This window comes from Cupriavidus sp. 2SB (genome assembly GCF_005503625.1).
Lineage (GTDB): Bacteria > Pseudomonadota > Gammaproteobacteria > Burkholderiales > Burkholderiaceae > Cupriavidus.
Genome location: NZ_SCMX01000001.1, coordinates 124,062 through 139,819 on the forward strand (window position 1 = coordinate 124,062; position 15,758 = coordinate 139,819).

General features: G+C 62.2%; 15 protein-coding genes and 1 tRNA gene. All 16 read left to right on the forward strand.

The annotated features are described in order from the left end of the window. The first annotated feature begins 63 nt into the window (after positions 1-63). The 16 genes from ilvC to FFS21_RS00710 all read left to right on the forward strand — a co-directional run bounded on the left by ilvC (position 64) and on the right by FFS21_RS00710 (position 15,606). Complete coding sequence (gene ilvC / locus FFS21_RS00635; protein WP_137923004.1) at positions 64-1,080, forward strand: ketol-acid reductoisomerase; 1,017 nt, start codon at positions 64-66, stop codon at positions 1,078-1,080. Between the two features lie 273 nt (positions 1,081-1,353). After that, positions 1,354-2,007: a phosphatidylserine decarboxylase gene (locus tag FFS21_RS00640; RefSeq protein ID WP_137923005.1), complete on the forward strand. Its 654-nt coding sequence runs from the start codon at positions 1,354-1,356 to the stop codon at positions 2,005-2,007. 34 nt (positions 2,008-2,041) lie between these two features. Further along, a complete protein-coding gene (gene pssA / locus FFS21_RS00645; RefSeq protein ID WP_137923006.1) occupies positions 2,042-2,956 on the forward strand; it encodes a CDP-diacylglycerol--serine O-phosphatidyltransferase in 915 nt (304 codons plus the stop codon). A 92-nt stretch (positions 2,957-3,048) separates the two neighbouring features. Next, on the forward strand, positions 3,049-3,552 hold the full coding sequence (lysM, locus tag FFS21_RS00650) for a peptidoglycan-binding protein LysM (protein ID WP_137923007.1): 504 nt from the start codon (positions 3,049-3,051) through the stop codon (positions 3,550-3,552). Positions 3,553-3,863: 311 nt separating this feature from the next. Next, positions 3,864-5,405, forward strand: coding sequence for a 2-isopropylmalate synthase (locus FFS21_RS00655; protein WP_137923008.1), 1,542 nt, complete (start codon positions 3,864-3,866; stop codon positions 5,403-5,405). Positions 5,406-5,638: 233 nt separating this feature from the next. Next, positions 5,639-6,934, forward strand: a complete 1,296-nt coding sequence (locus tag FFS21_RS00660) for a branched-chain amino acid ABC transporter substrate-binding protein (protein WP_137923073.1) — start codon at positions 5,639-5,641, stop codon at positions 6,932-6,934. Positions 6,935-7,106: 172 nt separating this feature from the next. After that, positions 7,107-7,376, forward strand: a complete 270-nt coding sequence (gene rpsO / locus FFS21_RS00665) for a 30S ribosomal protein S15 (protein ID WP_137923009.1) — start codon at positions 7,107-7,109, stop codon at positions 7,374-7,376. A gap of 463 nt (positions 7,377-7,839) precedes the next feature. After that, positions 7,840-9,999: a polyribonucleotide nucleotidyltransferase gene (gene pnp, locus FFS21_RS00670; protein ID WP_137923010.1), complete on the forward strand. Its 2,160-nt coding sequence runs from the start codon at positions 7,840-7,842 to the stop codon at positions 9,997-9,999. A gap of 143 nt (positions 10,000-10,142) precedes the next feature. Then, a complete protein-coding gene (locus tag FFS21_RS00675) occupies positions 10,143-11,147 on the forward strand; it encodes an NAD(P)H-quinone oxidoreductase (RefSeq protein ID WP_137923011.1) in 1,005 nt (334 codons plus the stop codon). A 122-nt stretch (positions 11,148-11,269) separates the two neighbouring features. Further along, positions 11,270-12,007, forward strand: coding sequence for a triose-phosphate isomerase (tpiA, locus tag FFS21_RS00680; RefSeq protein WP_137923012.1), 738 nt, complete (start codon positions 11,270-11,272; stop codon positions 12,005-12,007). Between the two features lie 50 nt (positions 12,008-12,057). Beyond that, positions 12,058-12,420 carry a preprotein translocase subunit SecG gene (gene secG / locus FFS21_RS00685; protein ID WP_137923013.1) on the forward strand — a complete coding sequence of 121 codons (363 nt, stop codon included), beginning with the start codon at positions 12,058-12,060 and terminating at the stop codon, positions 12,418-12,420. A gap of 209 nt (positions 12,421-12,629) precedes the next feature. Then, a tRNA-Leu gene (locus FFS21_RS00690) sits at positions 12,630-12,714 on the forward strand. 178 nt (positions 12,715-12,892) lie between these two features. Further along, entirely contained in the window at positions 12,893-13,252 is a 360-nt protein-coding gene (locus FFS21_RS00695; protein ID WP_137923014.1) for an NADH-quinone oxidoreductase subunit A, read from the forward strand. 6 nt (positions 13,253-13,258) lie between these two features. After that, entirely contained in the window at positions 13,259-13,741 is a 483-nt protein-coding gene (locus FFS21_RS00700; RefSeq protein WP_008643342.1) for a NuoB/complex I 20 kDa subunit family protein, read from the forward strand. A 1-nt stretch (position 13,742) separates the two neighbouring features. Next, complete coding sequence (locus FFS21_RS00705; RefSeq protein ID WP_137923015.1) at positions 13,743-14,342, forward strand: NADH-quinone oxidoreductase subunit C; 600 nt, start codon at positions 13,743-13,745, stop codon at positions 14,340-14,342. A gap of 10 nt (positions 14,343-14,352) precedes the next feature. Beyond that, positions 14,353-15,606, forward strand: a complete 1,254-nt coding sequence (locus FFS21_RS00710) for an NADH-quinone oxidoreductase subunit D (RefSeq protein WP_137923016.1) — start codon at positions 14,353-14,355, stop codon at positions 15,604-15,606. Positions 15,607-15,758: the final 152 nt, after the last annotated feature.

Below are 15,758 nucleotides of genomic sequence, written 5' to 3' on the forward strand. Positions count from 1 at the left end.
TCGAACAGCCGTTGCGTCCCGCCGCCACCTAATACGAAGATTTGAGAAATTGAAGGAACCATCATGAAAGTGTTTTACGACAAGGACGCTGACCTCTCCCTCATCAAGGGCAAGAACGTCACCATCATCGGCTACGGCTCGCAAGGCCATGCCCACGCACTGAACCTGAAGGATTCGGGCGTCAACGTGACGGTCGGTCTGCGCAAGAGCGGCGCGTCGTGGAACAAGGCCGTCAATGCTGGCCTGCAAGTGAAGGAAGTGGCCGAGGCAGTGAAGGGCGCCGACGTGGTCATGATCCTGCTGCCGGACGAGCAGATCGCCGACGTGTACAAGAACGAAGTGCACGACAACGCCAAGGAAGGCGCAGCACTGGCCTTCGCCCACGGCTTCAACGTGCACTACGGTGCCGTGATCCCGCGTGCCGACCTGGACGTGATCATGATCGCCCCGAAGGCCCCGGGCCACAAGGTGCGCTCGACGTACGCGCAAGGCGGCGGCGTGCCGCACCTGATCGCCGTGCATCAGGACAAGTCCGGCGCTGCCCGTGACATCGCCCTGTCGTACGCCACCGCCAACGGCGGCGGCCGTGCCGGCATCATCGAGACGAACTTCCGCGAAGAAACCGAAACTGACCTGTTCGGCGAGCAGGCCGTGCTGTGCGGCGGCACCGTCGAGCTGATCAAGGCTGGTTTCGAGACGCTGGTGGAAGCCGGCTACGCGCCGGAAATGGCGTACTTCGAGTGCCTGCACGAACTGAAGCTGATCGTCGACCTGATCTACGAAGGCGGCATCGCCAACATGAACTACTCGATCTCGAACAACGCCGAATACGGCGAGTACGTCACCGGCCCGCGCGTCGTGACCGAAGAGACCAAGAAGGCCATGAAGCAGTGCCTGAAGGACATTCAGACCGGCGAATACGCCAAGAGCTTCCTGCTGGAAAACAAGGCAGGCGCCCCGACGCTGATCTCGCGTCGTCGCCTGACGGCCGAGCACCAGATCGAAGAAGTGGGTGGCAAGCTGCGCGCGATGATGCCGTGGATCGCCAAGAACAAGCTGGTCGACCAGTCGAAGAACTAAGCAGGACAGGCAGAAAGCGGGCCCTGGCCGGACGGCCGGGTGCCTTGCGGAACGCCTCAGCCGCCCGGTTCGCCGCCAGTCCCCTGATATCAGGGAGACATTTCGGCGGAGACCGGGCGGCTTTTTGTTATCCTTGTCGGACTTTTTCAGGCGCTGGCCTGAAACTTTCTTATATTTCGCATCGACAGCCCGATTCCGCGTGCGTGCAGCAATCCGCACCGGGTCTGTCGACAGGGTTTGCAAAAACCGCGCGACCAACAGAACAATGCTTGCATGAACTATCCTCATCCGCTGATCGCCCGTGAAGGCTGGCCATTCCTGGCCGGCGCATTCATCATCTCGCTGCTGGTCCAGGTCAGCGCGGGTTTCTGGTGGGCGTTGCCGCTGTGGATCATCACGGTCTTCGTGCTGCAGTTCTTCCGGGACCCGCCGCGCCCGATTCCCTCGGCGCCCAACGCGATCCTGGCACCGGCCGATGGCCGTATCGTGGTGGTCGAGAAGACCATGGATCCGTACGCTGGCCGCGAGGCGCTGAAGATCAGCGTGTTCATGAACGTATTCAACGTGCATTCGAATCGCGCCTCGCTCGACGGCAAGGTCGAGAAGCTCGAATATTTCCCGGGCAAGTTCGTGAACGCCGATCTGGACAAGGCTTCGCTCGAAAACGAACGCAACGCCGTGGTCATTCGGCGCGCAGCCGACGGCCAGCTCGTCACGCTGGTGCAAGTTGCCGGCCTGGTGGCGCGCCGCATCCTCTGCTATACGAAGGTTGGCGATACGCTGTCGCGCGGCCAGCGTTACGGCTTCATCCGTTTCGGTTCGCGCGTTGACGTGTACCTGCCCGTGGATGCGCGCCCGCGCGTGACGATCGGCGAGAAGGTGTCGGCGTCCTCGACCGTGTTGGCCGAGCTGGACGTCCAGGCCTGAACGGCCACGGACACGTCCGCACAGGAGACCTCGCATGGGTGCCTTCAATCGACGCAACAAACGCGTCAGCAACGGCAACGTGACGCATCTGCGTCCGTTCCGTCATAACCAGCTACGCAACGAGGCCGAAGGCTACGACGCGGACGCCGACGACGAACACGACATCGAGTACGTGCGACCGCGCCGGCGCGGCATCTACCTGTTGCCCAACGCGTTCACTACCGCGGCGCTGTTCGCCGGATTCTTCGCCATCGTGCAGGCGATGAACATGCGCTTCGACGTGGCGGCCATCGCCATTTTCGCGGCCATGGTGCTCGACGGCATGGACGGCCGCGTGGCACGTATCACGAACACCCAGAGTGCCTTCGGCGAGCAGTACGATTCCTTGTCCGACATGACATCGTTCGGCGTGGCGCCGGCGCTGGTCATGTACGAGTGGATCCTGCATGACCTGGGTAAATGGGGCTGGATTGCGGCCTTCGTCTACTGCACCTGCGCGGCGCTGCGCCTGGCGCGCTTCAATGCGAATATCGGCGTGGTCGACAAGCGATTCTTCCAGGGACTGCCGAGCCCGGCGGCTGCCGCGCTGATCGCGGGTTTCGTCTGGCTGGCGATCGACAACAAACTGCCCGTCAAGGAGTTGTGGATGCCATGGGCGGCGTTCGCGATCACGATGTATGCCGGGTTGTCGATGGTGTCCAACGCACCGTTCTACAGCGGCAAGGCACTCGATGTGCGGTTTCGCGTGCCGTTCGGCATGATGGTGCTCGTGCTGGTGCTGTTCGTGGTGGTCTCGTCGGACCCGCCCGTGGCGCTGTTCGGCCTGTTCGTTGCGTATGCGATCTCGGGCTATATCCTGTGGGCCTGGCGTTCGATCCATGGCGATCCCGGGGGTGTTCGCAAGTCGCGGACGGCAGGGGTTGGTGGCAACGTCGGCAAGGATGATTAAGTTGTTTCGATGAAGGGCGCTCTTGAGCGCCCTTTTTTGTTTTGATGGCTGTTTCACTAGTTCGTAGTCCGTTCCACATCAAGGAGAACGTCATGGGCATGTTTGACTTCATCAAGGAAGCTGGCGAGAAGCTGTTCGGCAAGGGCGAGGCCAAGGCGGCGCAGGAAGCGGCAAAGGCAGATCCCGGTGCAGCCGAGAAGGCAGAAGCTGCCAATCGGGCAGCCGGTGACGCCATCGAGGCGTATATCGCGCAGATGGGCCTGAGTGCGACTGGATTGACGGTGACCGTCGATGGGTCGCAGGGCAAGGTCACCGTGTTTGGCGTGGCGCCGGACCAGGCCACGCGCGAGAAGATCATTCTGTGCGCGGGTAACGTCGAGGGCGTCGAGTCAGTGGAAGACAAGATGTCTGTCAACGTGGAAACGGCCGAGTCGCAATGGCACACGGTGGTGAAGGGCGATACGCTGTGGGCGATCTCGCAGGCGGCCTACGGGAATGGCGCCGAGTACAACAAGATCTTCGAAGCGAACAGGCCGATGCTGTCGCATCCGGACAAGATCTACCCGGGCCAGAAGTTGCGCATCCCGCCGAAGTGAATCTGGTTCGGTTAACGCGCTGGTTGCAAGCTCGCTGCAAACCGGCTATAGTCGCCGACATGATTTCGCGCCAGATCCTCATCGCTCGCACCGTTCTAGGTGGCCTACTAGGCCGTCAGGTCGGGTCGCGCGCGCGCTAAGGGATCGTCAGTTCGCCCTAGCGCGGAAATCACCAGGATTTTCAAACGCCCCGGCCTGCATCGATGCACGCCGGGGCGTTTTGCATTCTGACCGAATGCCCGGTGTACGGAATGCGGCACGCGGTGGTACGGATACAGCAGCACATAAGGCACAGCCCAGGAGCTCCACAAATGTCTGACAAACTCATCATTTTCGACACCACCTTGCGCGATGGCGAGCAGTCGCCCGGCGCATCCATGACCCGCGAAGAAAAGATTCGCATTGCGCGTCAGCTGGAACGCCTGAAGGTCGATGTGATCGAGGCCGGCTTTGCTGCCAGTTCCAACGGCGACTTCGAGGCGATCCGCTCGATCGCCCAGGTCGTCAAGGACTCGACGATCTGCTCGCTGGCTCGCGCCAACGACAAGGACATCGCCCGTGCCGCCGAGGCATTGAAGCCGGCCAACTCGTTCCGAATCCATACGTTCATCGCCACGTCGGCGCTGCACATGGAAAAGAAGTTGCGCATGACGCCGGACCAGGTGTACGAACAGGCCCGCCTGGCCGTGCGCTTCGCACGCCAGTTCACCGACGACATCGAGTTCTCGCCGGAAGACGGCAGCCGCTCGGACATGGATTTCCTGTGCCGTGTGCTGGAAGGTGTGATCGCCGAAGGCGCCACCACGATCAATCTGCCGGACACCGTGGGCTACGCCGTGCCGGAAGGCTATGCGGAACTGATCCGCTCGGTGCGCGAGCGCATTCCGAATTCGGACAAGGCGGTGTGGTCGGTACATTGCCATAACGACCTCGGCATGGCCGTGGCCAACTCGCTGGCTGCCGTGAAGCTCGGCGGTGCGCGCCAGATCGAATGCACGATCAATGGCCTGGGCGAACGCGCCGGCAATACCAGCCTTGAAGAGGTCGTGATGGCCGTCAAGACGCGCCGCGACTACTTCAACATGGATGTTGGCATCGACACCACGCAGATCGTGCCGGCATCGAAGCTCGTGTCGCAAGTGACCGGCTTCGTGGTGCAGCCGAACAAGGCCGTGGTAGGCGCCAACGCGTTTGCACACGCGTCCGGCATCCACCAGGACGGCGTGCTCAAGGCGCGCGATACCTACGAAATTATGCGTGCGGAAGACGTGGGCTGGACTGCCAACAAGATCGTGCTGGGCAAGCTCTCGGGCCGCAATGCGTTCAAGCAGCGCCTGCACGAACTCGGTATCGAACTGGAAAGCGAAGCCGAGATCAATGCCGCGTTCACGCGCTTCAAGGAACTGGCGGACCAGAAGGCCGAGATCTTCGACGAAGACATCATGGCCATCGTGTCCGACGAAGAGCAGGAGCATGCCAACGAGCACTACCGCTTCGTGTCGCTGTCGCAGCGCTCGGAAACCGGCGAGCGTCCGCATGCCCGCGTGGTGTTCAACGCCGATGGCACCGAGCAGGTTGGCGAGGCCGAGGGCAATGGTCCGGTGGATGCCACGCTGCATGCGATCGAAGGCAAGGTCGGCAGCGGCGCAGAACTCGTGCTGTACTCGGTGAACGCCATCACCGCCGGTACGCAAGCACAGGGCGAAGTCACGGTGCGACTGTCGAAGGCGGGCCGCATCGTCAACGGCGTGGGCACCGACCCCGATATCGTGGCGGCGTCGGCCAAGGCTTACCTGGCTGCACTGAACAAGCTGCACGACAAGGCTGTGCAGAAGATCAATCCGCAGATCTGATTCGGAATCTTGCGATGGGATGGCCGGGCCCAGAAAGCCCGTCCATCATGGACCGCCCCCGGCGCTTATCGAGCGTGGCAGGGCGGTTTTTCCGTTTTAAATCTCGCAAACTCTCGCAATCACATAGGAATTCGTCGATTTCCGTGTCGTTGCGGCATCGGTGCCAACTGCCGTAACATCGCGCGTCTTGGTTGGGGATTGCACGGCAACACTGGAGTATGGCGAGTATGTCGATGGTCGGATTTGGGAAGCGCGGGCTGGGTGCCTGGGTTGGGGCAGCGCTCATCTGCCTGGCGGCGGGTGTTCACGCGCAGGTGCCTGCGTCGGGGAGCCAGGGCAAACCGATCCAGCTCGGGATGATCGATGGCCTGTCCGGCTCGTTTGCCAACGCCGGCGAAGCCGTGGTGCGCAACCTGCGGCTGGCCATCGAGCGTATCAACGAAAAGGGTGGCGTGAAGCTACCCGATGGCCGTCATCCGCTGGAACTGGTGACATTCGACAGCAAGGGAAACGTCGATGAAAGCCTGATCCAGTTCCGCAGTCTCGTGGACAAGCGTATTCCGTTCGTCTTGCAGGGAAACAGCTCGGCCGTGGCCGGCGCACTGGTCTCGGCGATCAACCGCCACAATCAGCGCCAGCCCGATGCGCGGGTGCTGTTCCTGAACTATTCCGCCGTCGATCCCTCGCTCACCAACGAGAACTGCAGCTTCTGGCACTTCCGGTTCGACGCCAGCGCAGACATGCGCATGCAGGCGCTGACCGATACCATTCGTACCGAGCACGCGGTGCGCAAGATTTATCTGATCGATCAGGACTACAGCTTCGGCCATCAGGTAGCGCGCTCGGCGCGCGAGATGCTGGCGGCCAAGCGCCCGGACATCCAGATCGTGGGCGATGAATTCCACCCGATCGGCAAGATCAAGGACTTCGCGCCGTATATCGCCAAGATCAAGGCCAGCGGCGCCGACGCGGTCATCACGGGCAATTGGGGTAACGACCTGACGTTGATGGTGAAGGCCGCACGCGAAGGCGGCCTGAGTGCGCGCTTCTACACGTTCTATGGCAACGGCCTCGGCGCGCCTGCGGCCATGGGCGATGCCGGCGTGGGCCGCGTGCTGGCCGTGGCCGAGTGGCACCCGAACGTGGGTGGTGCCGCGTCCGATGCGTTCTACCAGTCTTTCCATAAGCGCTATCCCGATCCGCGCGACGACTACGTGCATCTGCGGATGCAGATGATGGTGGAGATGCTGGCGCGCGCCATCGAGCAGGCCGGCACCACCGATGCCGTGGCCGTGGCATATGCGCTGGAGAACATGCGTTTCACCAACGGCTTCCATGAGGCGACGATCCGCGCCGACGACCATCAGGTGCTGCAACCGCTCTACGTGTCCGTCATGGCGAAGCAGGGCGGCGAGGTGCGGTTCGACAACGAAGGCTCGGGCTATGGATTCCGCACGGTGAAGCGGCTCAAATCGGCGCAGACCACGCTGCCGACCACGTGCCGCATGGAGCGCCCGCCGGCCCGCTGACAGGCCCCGGCACATTGGATGCTCGCCGGGCGGCGGTTTTCAGCTATAATGCGCGGCTGTCGTTCGATCCCGGCCATGTGCGGGGGCAGGGCGGCGGTTGCCAAGTTTTTACAAGGCACGACGCAAGTGGCGCATCCCGCGCTGCAGCGTTCGCAAGTCAAGGGAAATCATCATGGCATTTGCCAACATCAACAAGACTGAAGTCATTCAGAAGTTCGCCCGCGGCGCCAACGACACGGGTAGCCCCGAAGTCCAGGTCGCTCTGCTGACCACCCGCATCAACGAACTGACCCCCCACTTCAAGGCCAACATGAAGGATCACCACAGCCGCCGCGGTCTGCTGCGCATGGTGAGCCGTCGTCGCCGTCTGCTGGACTACCTCAAGGCCAACGACGCTGATCGTTACCGCGCCCTGATCGAAGCCCTGGGCCTGCGCAAGTAAGGTCTGCGGATGGCAGCACGAATCCTGCGAAAGCTGTTTGCGCACGATTTCACGTGAGGCCGCAATGCCTGCGTCAGCAATGCTGAGGCAGGCATTTTGCTTTTCTGGTCGGGCGTTTGCTGGTGCCCGGCGAGTGTTGATGTAATCTTTGCTGCACTATTTGGCTGGGCGACAGGGCCTGGCGCCGTTGCATCCCACGGTGCGACGGAGTAAGTTACCTCGCTCTTTATCGTGCTTTTCCAAGCATCGTGACACCGGAGCCGGCCAAGGAAACGGGGTTTTGTGTCATTCCATCGCGTAGTACATCGTCAGAATGCGGACGGTGGCGCGATGGAATGGCATAGCACTTCCCTGAGACTGAGGTCCGGAGCGACTCCGGCAGTTCGCCTGCCGCTGCGAGCGCAGGCGCCAGCTGGCCGTATCAGTATTGACGGCCGGCAAAGCAAGTAATCAAGGAACGCTCATGACCATGTTCAACAAGATCGTCAAGGAATTCCAGTGGGGCCAGCACAAGGTCCGCATGGAAACTGGCGAAATCGCCCGCCAGGCGTCTGGCGCAGTGATCGTCGACATCGAAGACACCGTGGTGCTGGCCACCGTGGTGGCAGCCAAGAGCCCGAAGGTGGGCCAGGACTTCTTCCCGCTGACCGTCGACTACATCGAGAAGACCTACGCAGCCGGCAAGATCCCCGGTGGTTTCTTCAAGCGTGAAGGCCGTCCGTCGGAAAACGAAACGCTGACGTCGCGCCTGATCGACCGTCCGCTGCGTCCGCTGTTCCCGGAAGGTTTCTACAACGACGTGCAGGTGGTGATCCATGTGCTGTCGATCAACCCGGAAGTGCCGGCCGACATCCCGGCCCTGATCGCTTCGTCGGCCGCGCTGGCCGTGTCGGGCATTCCGTTCAATGGCCCGGTGGGCGCCGCCCGTGTCGGTTACAAGGACGGCCAGTACCTGCTGAACCCGACCCGCCCGCAGATCGCCACGTCGGAAATGGACCTCATCGTCGCCGGCACCGAGCGCGCCGTGCTGATGGTGGAATCGGAAGCCAACCAGCTGTCGGAAGAGATCATGCTGGGTGGTGTGGTGTACGGCCATGAGCAATCGCAGATCGCCATCAACGCGATCCACGAACTCGTGCGCGAAGGCGGCCGTCCCGAGTGGGACTGGGCTCCGGCAGCCAAGAACGAAGCCCTGATCGCCAAGGTCGGCGAGATCGGCCTGCCGCTGCTGCAGGAAGCCTATCAACTGCGCCAGAAGTCGGCACGCAGCGCCAAGCTCAAGGAAATCTACGCCTCGGTGCAGACGAAGCTGGCCGAAGCCGGTGTGGAGGCCGAGAAGGTGGAAGTCGGCAACATCCTGTTCGACCTCGAAGCGAAGATCGTCCGTGGCCAGATCCTGGCCGGCGAGCCGCGTATCGACGGCCGCGACACGCGCACGGTGCGCCCGATCGAGATTCGCTCGTCGGTGCTGCCGCGCGCCCACGGTTCGTCGCTGTTCACGCGTGGCGAAACCCAGGCACTGGCAGTGGCCACGCTGGGCACCCGCAGCGACGAGCAGATCATCGACGCGCTGGCTGGCGAGTACCGCGACCGCTTCATGCTTCACTACAACATGCCTCCGTTCGCCACCGGCGAAACGGGTCGCGTGGGTAGCCCGAAGCGCCGCGAAATCGGTCACGGCCGTCTGGCCAAGCGCGCACTGATCCCGGTGCTGCCGAAGGAAGACGAGTTCGCGTACACGATCCGCCTGGTCTCGGAAATCACCGAGTCGAACGGTTCGTCGTCGATGGCTTCGGTCTGCGGCGGCTGCCTGGCACTGATGGACGCCGGCGTTCCGGTGAAGGCGCACGTGGCTGGTGTGGCCATGGGCCTGATCCTGGAAGGCAACAAGTTTGCCGTGCTGACCGACATCCTGGGCGACGAAGATCACCTGGGCGACATGGACTTCAAGGTTGCAGGTACCGATGCTGGTATCACCGCGCTGCAGATGGACATCAAGGTGCAGGGCATCACCAAGGAAATCATGCAGGTGGCACTGGCGCAGGCGCGCGAAGGCCGCATGCACATCCTGGGCAAGATGCAGGACGCCATGGGCCATGCTCGCACGGAACTGTCGGCGCACGCACCGCGCATGATCACGATGAAGATCCATCCGGACAAGATCCGCGAAGTGATCGGCAAGGGTGGTTCGACGATCCAGGCGCTGACCAAGGAAACAGGCACGTCCATCGACATCCAGGAAGACGGCACGATCACCATCGCGTCGACCTCGAACGAAGGCATGGCGGAAGCCAAGCGTCGCATCGAAGGCATCACCGCGGAAGCTGAAGTGGGCAAGATCTACCCGGGCACCGTGCTGAAGCTGCTGGACTTCGGCGCCATCGTGAACATCCTGCCGGGCAAGGACGGTCTGCTCCATATCTCGGAGATCGTCAACGAGCGCGTGAAGGACATCAAGGACTGGCTGAAGGAAGGCCAGCAGGTTCGCGTGAAGCTGATCCAGGCTGACGAGAAGGGTCGTCTGCGTCTGTCGCTGAAGGCGGCACTGGCGGAAGAGGGTGGCAGCATCAGCCCGATCAACCCGCAAGGCGATGCGCCGGCTTCGCCGGAACAGCAGCAGTAAGCTGATCCCGAGGTAGCAGTACCCATGAAAGCGGCTGGCGATGTCCAGCCGCTTTTTTGTTTACACTGCCGCTCAGCCATTTCCTGCATGCCGCGCGCAGAGGTTCGCGCGTGCATCGACATCGCCATTAATGAGGAGTCATCATGAAAGCCATCGAGATCCGCGAATACGGCGGCCCAGAGGTCCTGCAACCCGCCCAGCGCCCCGACCCGGAGCCGAAGGCAGGCGAGATCCTGATCCGCGTTGCGGCGGCGGGTATCAATCGCCCCGATGTGTTCCAGCGCACTGGCAACTATCCCGTGCCGCCGGGCGCATCCGATCTGCCGGGCCTGGAGGTGGCAGGCGTAGTGGTGGGCGGTGACCTGTCGAATCCCGCCAATCGTTTTGGCCTCAAGGTGGGTGATCGCGTGTGCGCGCTGGTCCAGGGCGGCGGTTACGCCGAGCTGTGCACCGCGCCGATCGAGCAGTGCCTGCCCGTACCTGAAGGACTCAGCGATATCGAGGCTGCCGCATTGCCCGAGACGTTTTTCACGGTATGGAGCAACGTGTTCGATCGTGGCCTGCTCGGCAAGGGTCCGCGCGGCGCGGCCGAGACGCTGCTGATCCAGGGCGGTTCGAGCGGCATCGGCACAACGGCCATCCAGGTTGCCAAGGCGATGGGCTTCAAGGTCCTGGTCACGGCAGGCAGCGATGACAAGTGCAAGGCATGCGTAGACCTGGGTGCCGACCACGCGATCAACTACAAGACGCAGGATTTCGTGGCCGAGGTCAAGGCGTTGACCGAAGGCAAGGGCGTTGACGTGATCCTCGACATGGTGGCGGGCTCGTATCTGGCGCGCGAACTGTCGTGCATTGCCGACGACGGCCGCATCGTCATCATCGCGCTGCTCGGTGGCAGCAAGGCCGAGATTCCGCTGGGCGATATCCTGCGTCGCCGGATCACGATCACGGGTTCCACGCTGCGTCCGCGTCCGGCTTCGTTCAAGGGCGCCATTGCGCAAGCGTTGCACCATAACGTCTGGCCGCTGCTGGCTGCCGGCAAGATCAAGCCCGTCATCCACAAGGTGTTCCCTGCGGAGCAGGCGGCCGACGCCCATCGGCTGATGGAGTCGAGCGAGCATATCGGCAAGATCGTGCTTACCTGGTAAGCGTGCGGTGCCACGCCGGCGGTGCTGCCCGGCGTGGCGTCTTCCGCAATTGTCTGCCCGCTGCTGGCGGCACCCCCTTGACCACGCTACAATAGCGGGTTTGATTCAAGGGGGAGACCGTTGTGAGACAAAAGCTGGTCATCGGCAATTGGAAGATGCACGGCAGCCTGGCCGCCAACGCGGCTTTGCTCGAAGGTATCAAGGCAGCACCCGCCAAGGCGAAACTGGCGGTTTGCGCACCGTTCCCCTATCTTGCCCAGTGCCAGTCGCTGCTCACGGGTTCCCAGGTGGCCTGGGGTGCTCAGGATGTGTCGGCCGAGACGCGCGGCGCCTTTACTGGCGAAGTCGCGGCACCGATGCTGAGCGAGTTCGGTTGCACCTATGTGCTGGTGGGCCATTCGGAGCGCCGCACGTATCACGGCGAATCCGATGCGGCCGTTGCTGCCAAGGCGCTGCGTGCGCTGGAATCGGGCATCGTGCCTGTGGTCTGTGTCGGTGAGACGCTGGCCGAGCGCGAAGCCGGCCAGACCGAAGCGGTAGTGGGTCGTCAACTGCAGGCTGTGCTCGATGCGTTGTCTATCGACCAGCTTGGCAAGATCGTTCTGGCCTATGAGCCTGTCTGGGCGATCGGCACGGGCAAGACCGCTTCGAGCGACCAGGCGCAGGCCGTACACGCGGCGCTGCGCGCCCAGGTGGCGGCGAAGAACGTGGCTGTGGCCGAGCGTATGGCCATCCTGTACGGCGGCAGCGTGAAGCCCGACAATGCCGTCGAACTGTTTTCGATGTCCGATATCGACGGGGGCCTCATTGGGGGTGCCTCGCTGAAGGCGGATGATTTCCTCGCTATCGGCAAAGCCTGAATGCCGGATGCGACTGTCTGATCAGGCAAGTACGAAACGAATTTAACCAAATGGCAATCTTCAAGACTTTGTTGGTCGTTGTGCAGGTCCTGTCCGCGCTAGGCGTGATCGGCCTCGTCCTGCTGCAGCATGGCAAGGGTGCGGACGTCGGCGCGGCGTTCGGTTCCGGTGCGTCGGGCAGTCTGTTCGGCGCCTCGGGCTCGGCCAACTTCCTGTCGCGTACCACGGCCGTCCTCGCGGCGCTGTTTTTCGTGTGTACGCTGGGACTGACGTTGCTTGGCAACTACAAGCCGCAGGCCTCGCTTGGCGTCATGGGCGCGGCACAACAACCGGCAGCGGCGTCCGCGCCTGCTGCCTCGGCACCGGCAGCCAATGGCGCGTCGGCACCCGCTGGTCCCGCAGTACCGAAGTAAGCGCTAAGTCTGCGCAATAATCGAACACTGAGTTCGCGGATTCCTGATTTTATTTGTGGTTGTGCATTGAACAAATCAGGAATCATGAGTTAGAATGCAAGGCTTGAAACGATTCCCCAGCGCGGGGCGAAAGCCAGAAGAAAGACTCTTCTGACCCAGCTTCGTAGGGCCTGAAAAACCCGGCGCAAGGCAATATTGTTTCTCCCCCAGCCGACGTGGTGAAATTGGTAGACACGCTATCTTGAGGGGGTAGTGGCGAAAGCTGTGCGAGTTCGAGTCTCGCCGTCGGCACCAAAAAACTTGATCGGAAGTTCGTGCATTCCCATTGATGCAGCAATGCGGAGGGATTGCATGGACTGTCCGGCAGTCCGCAAGGCGGCGCCGTAGCTATGACGGGATGGCGCCTGGGGTGGGCAACAGGTCGCCGCTAGCTGGTGCTGTTGACAACATTCCAGATAAGGCTGGCCGTACCTTGACTCTCGAAGCCTACTTCCCCGTCCTCGTCTTTATCCTCTTTGGCATCGTGCTCGGTGGAGTACTGATGTCCATCGGTCGGATCCTCGGTCCCTACAAGCCTGACGCAGCGAAGCTCTCTCCCTACGAGTGCGGTTTCGAAGCGTTCGAGGATGCGCGCATGAAGTTCGACGTGCGCTATTACCTCATCGCCATCCTGTTTATCCTGTTCGATCTCGAAACTGCCTTCCTGTTTCCCTGGGGCGTTGCCCTCAAGGACATCGGCTGGCCGGGATTCATCGCCATGGGCGTGTTTCTGCTGGAATTCATCGTGGGCTTCGTCTACATCTGGAAAAAGGGCGCGCTCGATTGGGAGTGATGTGAAATGGCAATCGAAGGCGTTCTCAATGAAGGCTTTGTCACGACGACCGCTGACAAGCTGATCAACTGGACCCGTACGGGTTCCCTTTGGCCCATGACTTTCGGTCTGGCCTGCTGTGCAGTGGAAATGATGCACGCCGGCGCCGCCCGCTACGACATGGACCGTTTCGGCGTGATCTTCCGCCCGTCGCCGCGTCAGTCGGACGTGATGATCGTGGCCGGTACGCTATGCAACAAGATGGCGCCCGCGCTGCGCAAGGTCTATGACCAGATGGCGGAACCGCGCTGGGTAATCTCGATGGGCTCGTGCGCCAATGGCGGCGGCTACTACCACTACTCGTATTCGGTGGTGCGTGGCTGCGATCGCATCGTGCCGGTCGATATCTATGTTCCGGGCTGCCCGCCGACGGCGGAAGCGCTGATCTACGGTGTGATCCAGCTGCAGAACAAGATCAAGCGCACCAACACCATCGCGCGCAAGGGCTGACATGGCGAAACTCGATACCCTCAAGGCTGCGCTCGAGAAGGTGCTGGGCAAGCGTATCCAGAGCCTGAGCGAGGCAGTCGGCGAACTGACGCTGGTCGTGAAGGCTGCCGACTATCTCGAAGCGGCCCTGATGCTGCGCGATGATCCGTCGCTTCGCTTCGAACAGGCCGTCGACCTGTGCGGCGTGGACTATTCCGAATATGCCGAAGGCACCTGGGCCGGCCCGCGCTTTGCCGCGGTCACGCACCTGCTTTCGGTGACGCACAACTGGCGTCTGCGCCTGCGTGTGTTCGCGCCGGACGATGACATGCCGGTGCTGCCGTCGCTCAACGATGTCTGGAATTCCGTGAACTGGTTCGAGCGCGAAGCGTTCGACTTCTACGGCATCGTGTTCGAAGGCCACAACGACTTGCGCCGCATCCTGACCGACTATGGTTTCGTCGGCCATCCGTTCCGCAAGGACTTCCCGGTCTCGGGTTACGTGGAAATGCGTTACGACCCGGAACAGAAGCGGGTCATCTACCAGCCGGTGACGATCGAACCGCGCGAAATCACGCCGCGCGTGATTCGCGAGGACGCATACGGCGGCACGCAGCACTGAGAACGGCGTCATGGCAGATATCAAGAACTACACACTCAACTTCGGTCCCCAACACCCAGCAGCCCACGGCGTGCTGCGCCTGGTGCTTGAGCTGGATGGCGAAGTCATCCAGCGCGCCGATCCCCACATCGGCCTGCTGCACCGTGCCACTGAAAAGCTGGCCGAGCAGAAGACCTGGATCCAGAACGTTCCCTACATGGACCGCCTCGACTACGTGTCGATGATGGTCAACGAACACGCCTACGTGATGGCAATCGAGCGCCTGCTGGGCCTCGAGGTGCCGGTTCGCGCGCAGTACATCCGCGTGATGTTCGACGAAATCACCCGCCTGCTGAACCACCTGATGTGGATCGGCTCGCACGCACTCGACGTGGGCGCGATGGCGGTGTTCCTCTACGCGTTCCGCGAGCGCGAGGACATGTTCGACATGTACGAGGCGGTGTCGGGTGCGCGCATGCACGCGGCCTACTACCGTCCGGGCGGCGTCTACCGTGACCTGCCTGACACGATGCCGCAATATCGTGCGTCCAAGGTGCACAACGAGAAGGCCATCAAGGTGATGAACGACGCCCGTTCGGGCTCGTTGCTGGACTTCATCGAGGACTTCACGAACCGTTTTCCGACATATGTCGATGAATATGAGACGCTGCTGACCGATAACCGTATCTGGAAGCAACGTCTAGTGGATATCGGCGTGGTGACGCCGGAGCGTGCGCTGCAGATGGGCTTTACCGGTCCGATGCTGCGCGGTTCGGGTATCGAGTGGGATCTGCGCAAGAAGCAGCCGTACGAAGTGTACGACCAGCTCGACTTCGACATCCCCGTGGGCACGACCGGTGACTGCTATTCGCGTTACCTGGTGCGCGTGGAAGAGATGCGCCAGTCGAACCGGATCATCAAGCAGTGTATCGACTGGCTGCGTCGCAACCCGGGTCCGGTGATCACCGAGAACCACAAGGTGGCACCGCCGTCGCGGGTGGACATGAAGTCGAACATGGAAGAGTTGATCCACCACTTCAAGCTCTTTACCGAAGGCATGCACGTGCCGCCGGGCGAGGCTTACGCAGCGGTGGAACATCCGAAGGGCGAGTTCGGGATCTATGCGATTTCCGACGGTGCGAACAAGCCGTACCGCCTGAAGATCCGCGCTCCCGGCTATGCACACCTGGCCGCGCTCGACGAGATGGCCAGGGGACACATGATTGCGGACGCGGTCACGATCATCGGTACGCAGGACATCGTGTTCGGCGAGATCGACCGCTAAGGGATACCCGGTAACCGGCAAGTATCCCGTCACAGGCCGTTGCCCGGACGACGATCCGGGCGTGTTCGGCCGGCCCCGGCGGTAGCGGTGGCGGCAGGCGGTGCCTGCAACGGATCGGCGAGGACGCTTCAGGCGTCCGGGCCGGCAGAACA

Excerpts from the sequence above, each read along its gene's own strand:
- ilvC (WP_137923004.1), top strand. The coding sequence starts at position 64 with ATGAAAGTGTTTTACGACAAGGACGCTGACCTCTCCCTCATCAAGGGC.
- FFS21_RS00640 (WP_137923005.1), top strand. The coding sequence starts at position 1,354 with ATGAACTATCCTCATCCGCTGATCGCCCGTGAAGGCTGGCCATTCCTG.
- pssA (WP_137923006.1), top strand. The coding sequence starts at position 2,042 with ATGGGTGCCTTCAATCGACGCAACAAACGCGTCAGCAACGGCAACGTG.
- lysM (WP_137923007.1), top strand. The coding sequence starts at position 3,049 with ATGGGCATGTTTGACTTCATCAAGGAAGCTGGCGAGAAGCTGTTCGGC.
- FFS21_RS00655 (WP_137923008.1), top strand. The coding sequence starts at position 3,864 with ATGTCTGACAAACTCATCATTTTCGACACCACCTTGCGCGATGGCGAG.
- FFS21_RS00660 (WP_137923073.1), top strand. The coding sequence starts at position 5,639 with ATGGTCGGATTTGGGAAGCGCGGGCTGGGTGCCTGGGTTGGGGCAGCG.
- rpsO (WP_137923009.1), top strand. The coding sequence starts at position 7,107 with ATGGCATTTGCCAACATCAACAAGACTGAAGTCATTCAGAAGTTCGCC.
- pnp (WP_137923010.1), top strand. The coding sequence starts at position 7,840 with ATGACCATGTTCAACAAGATCGTCAAGGAATTCCAGTGGGGCCAGCAC.
- FFS21_RS00675 (WP_137923011.1), top strand. The coding sequence starts at position 10,143 with ATGAAAGCCATCGAGATCCGCGAATACGGCGGCCCAGAGGTCCTGCAA.
- secG (WP_137923013.1), top strand. The coding sequence starts at position 12,058 with ATGGCAATCTTCAAGACTTTGTTGGTCGTTGTGCAGGTCCTGTCCGCG.
- FFS21_RS00700 (WP_008643342.1), top strand. The coding sequence starts at position 13,259 with ATGGCAATCGAAGGCGTTCTCAATGAAGGCTTTGTCACGACGACCGCT.
- FFS21_RS00705 (WP_137923015.1), top strand. The coding sequence starts at position 13,743 with ATGGCGAAACTCGATACCCTCAAGGCTGCGCTCGAGAAGGTGCTGGGC.
- FFS21_RS00710 (WP_137923016.1), top strand. The coding sequence starts at position 14,353 with ATGGCAGATATCAAGAACTACACACTCAACTTCGGTCCCCAACACCCA.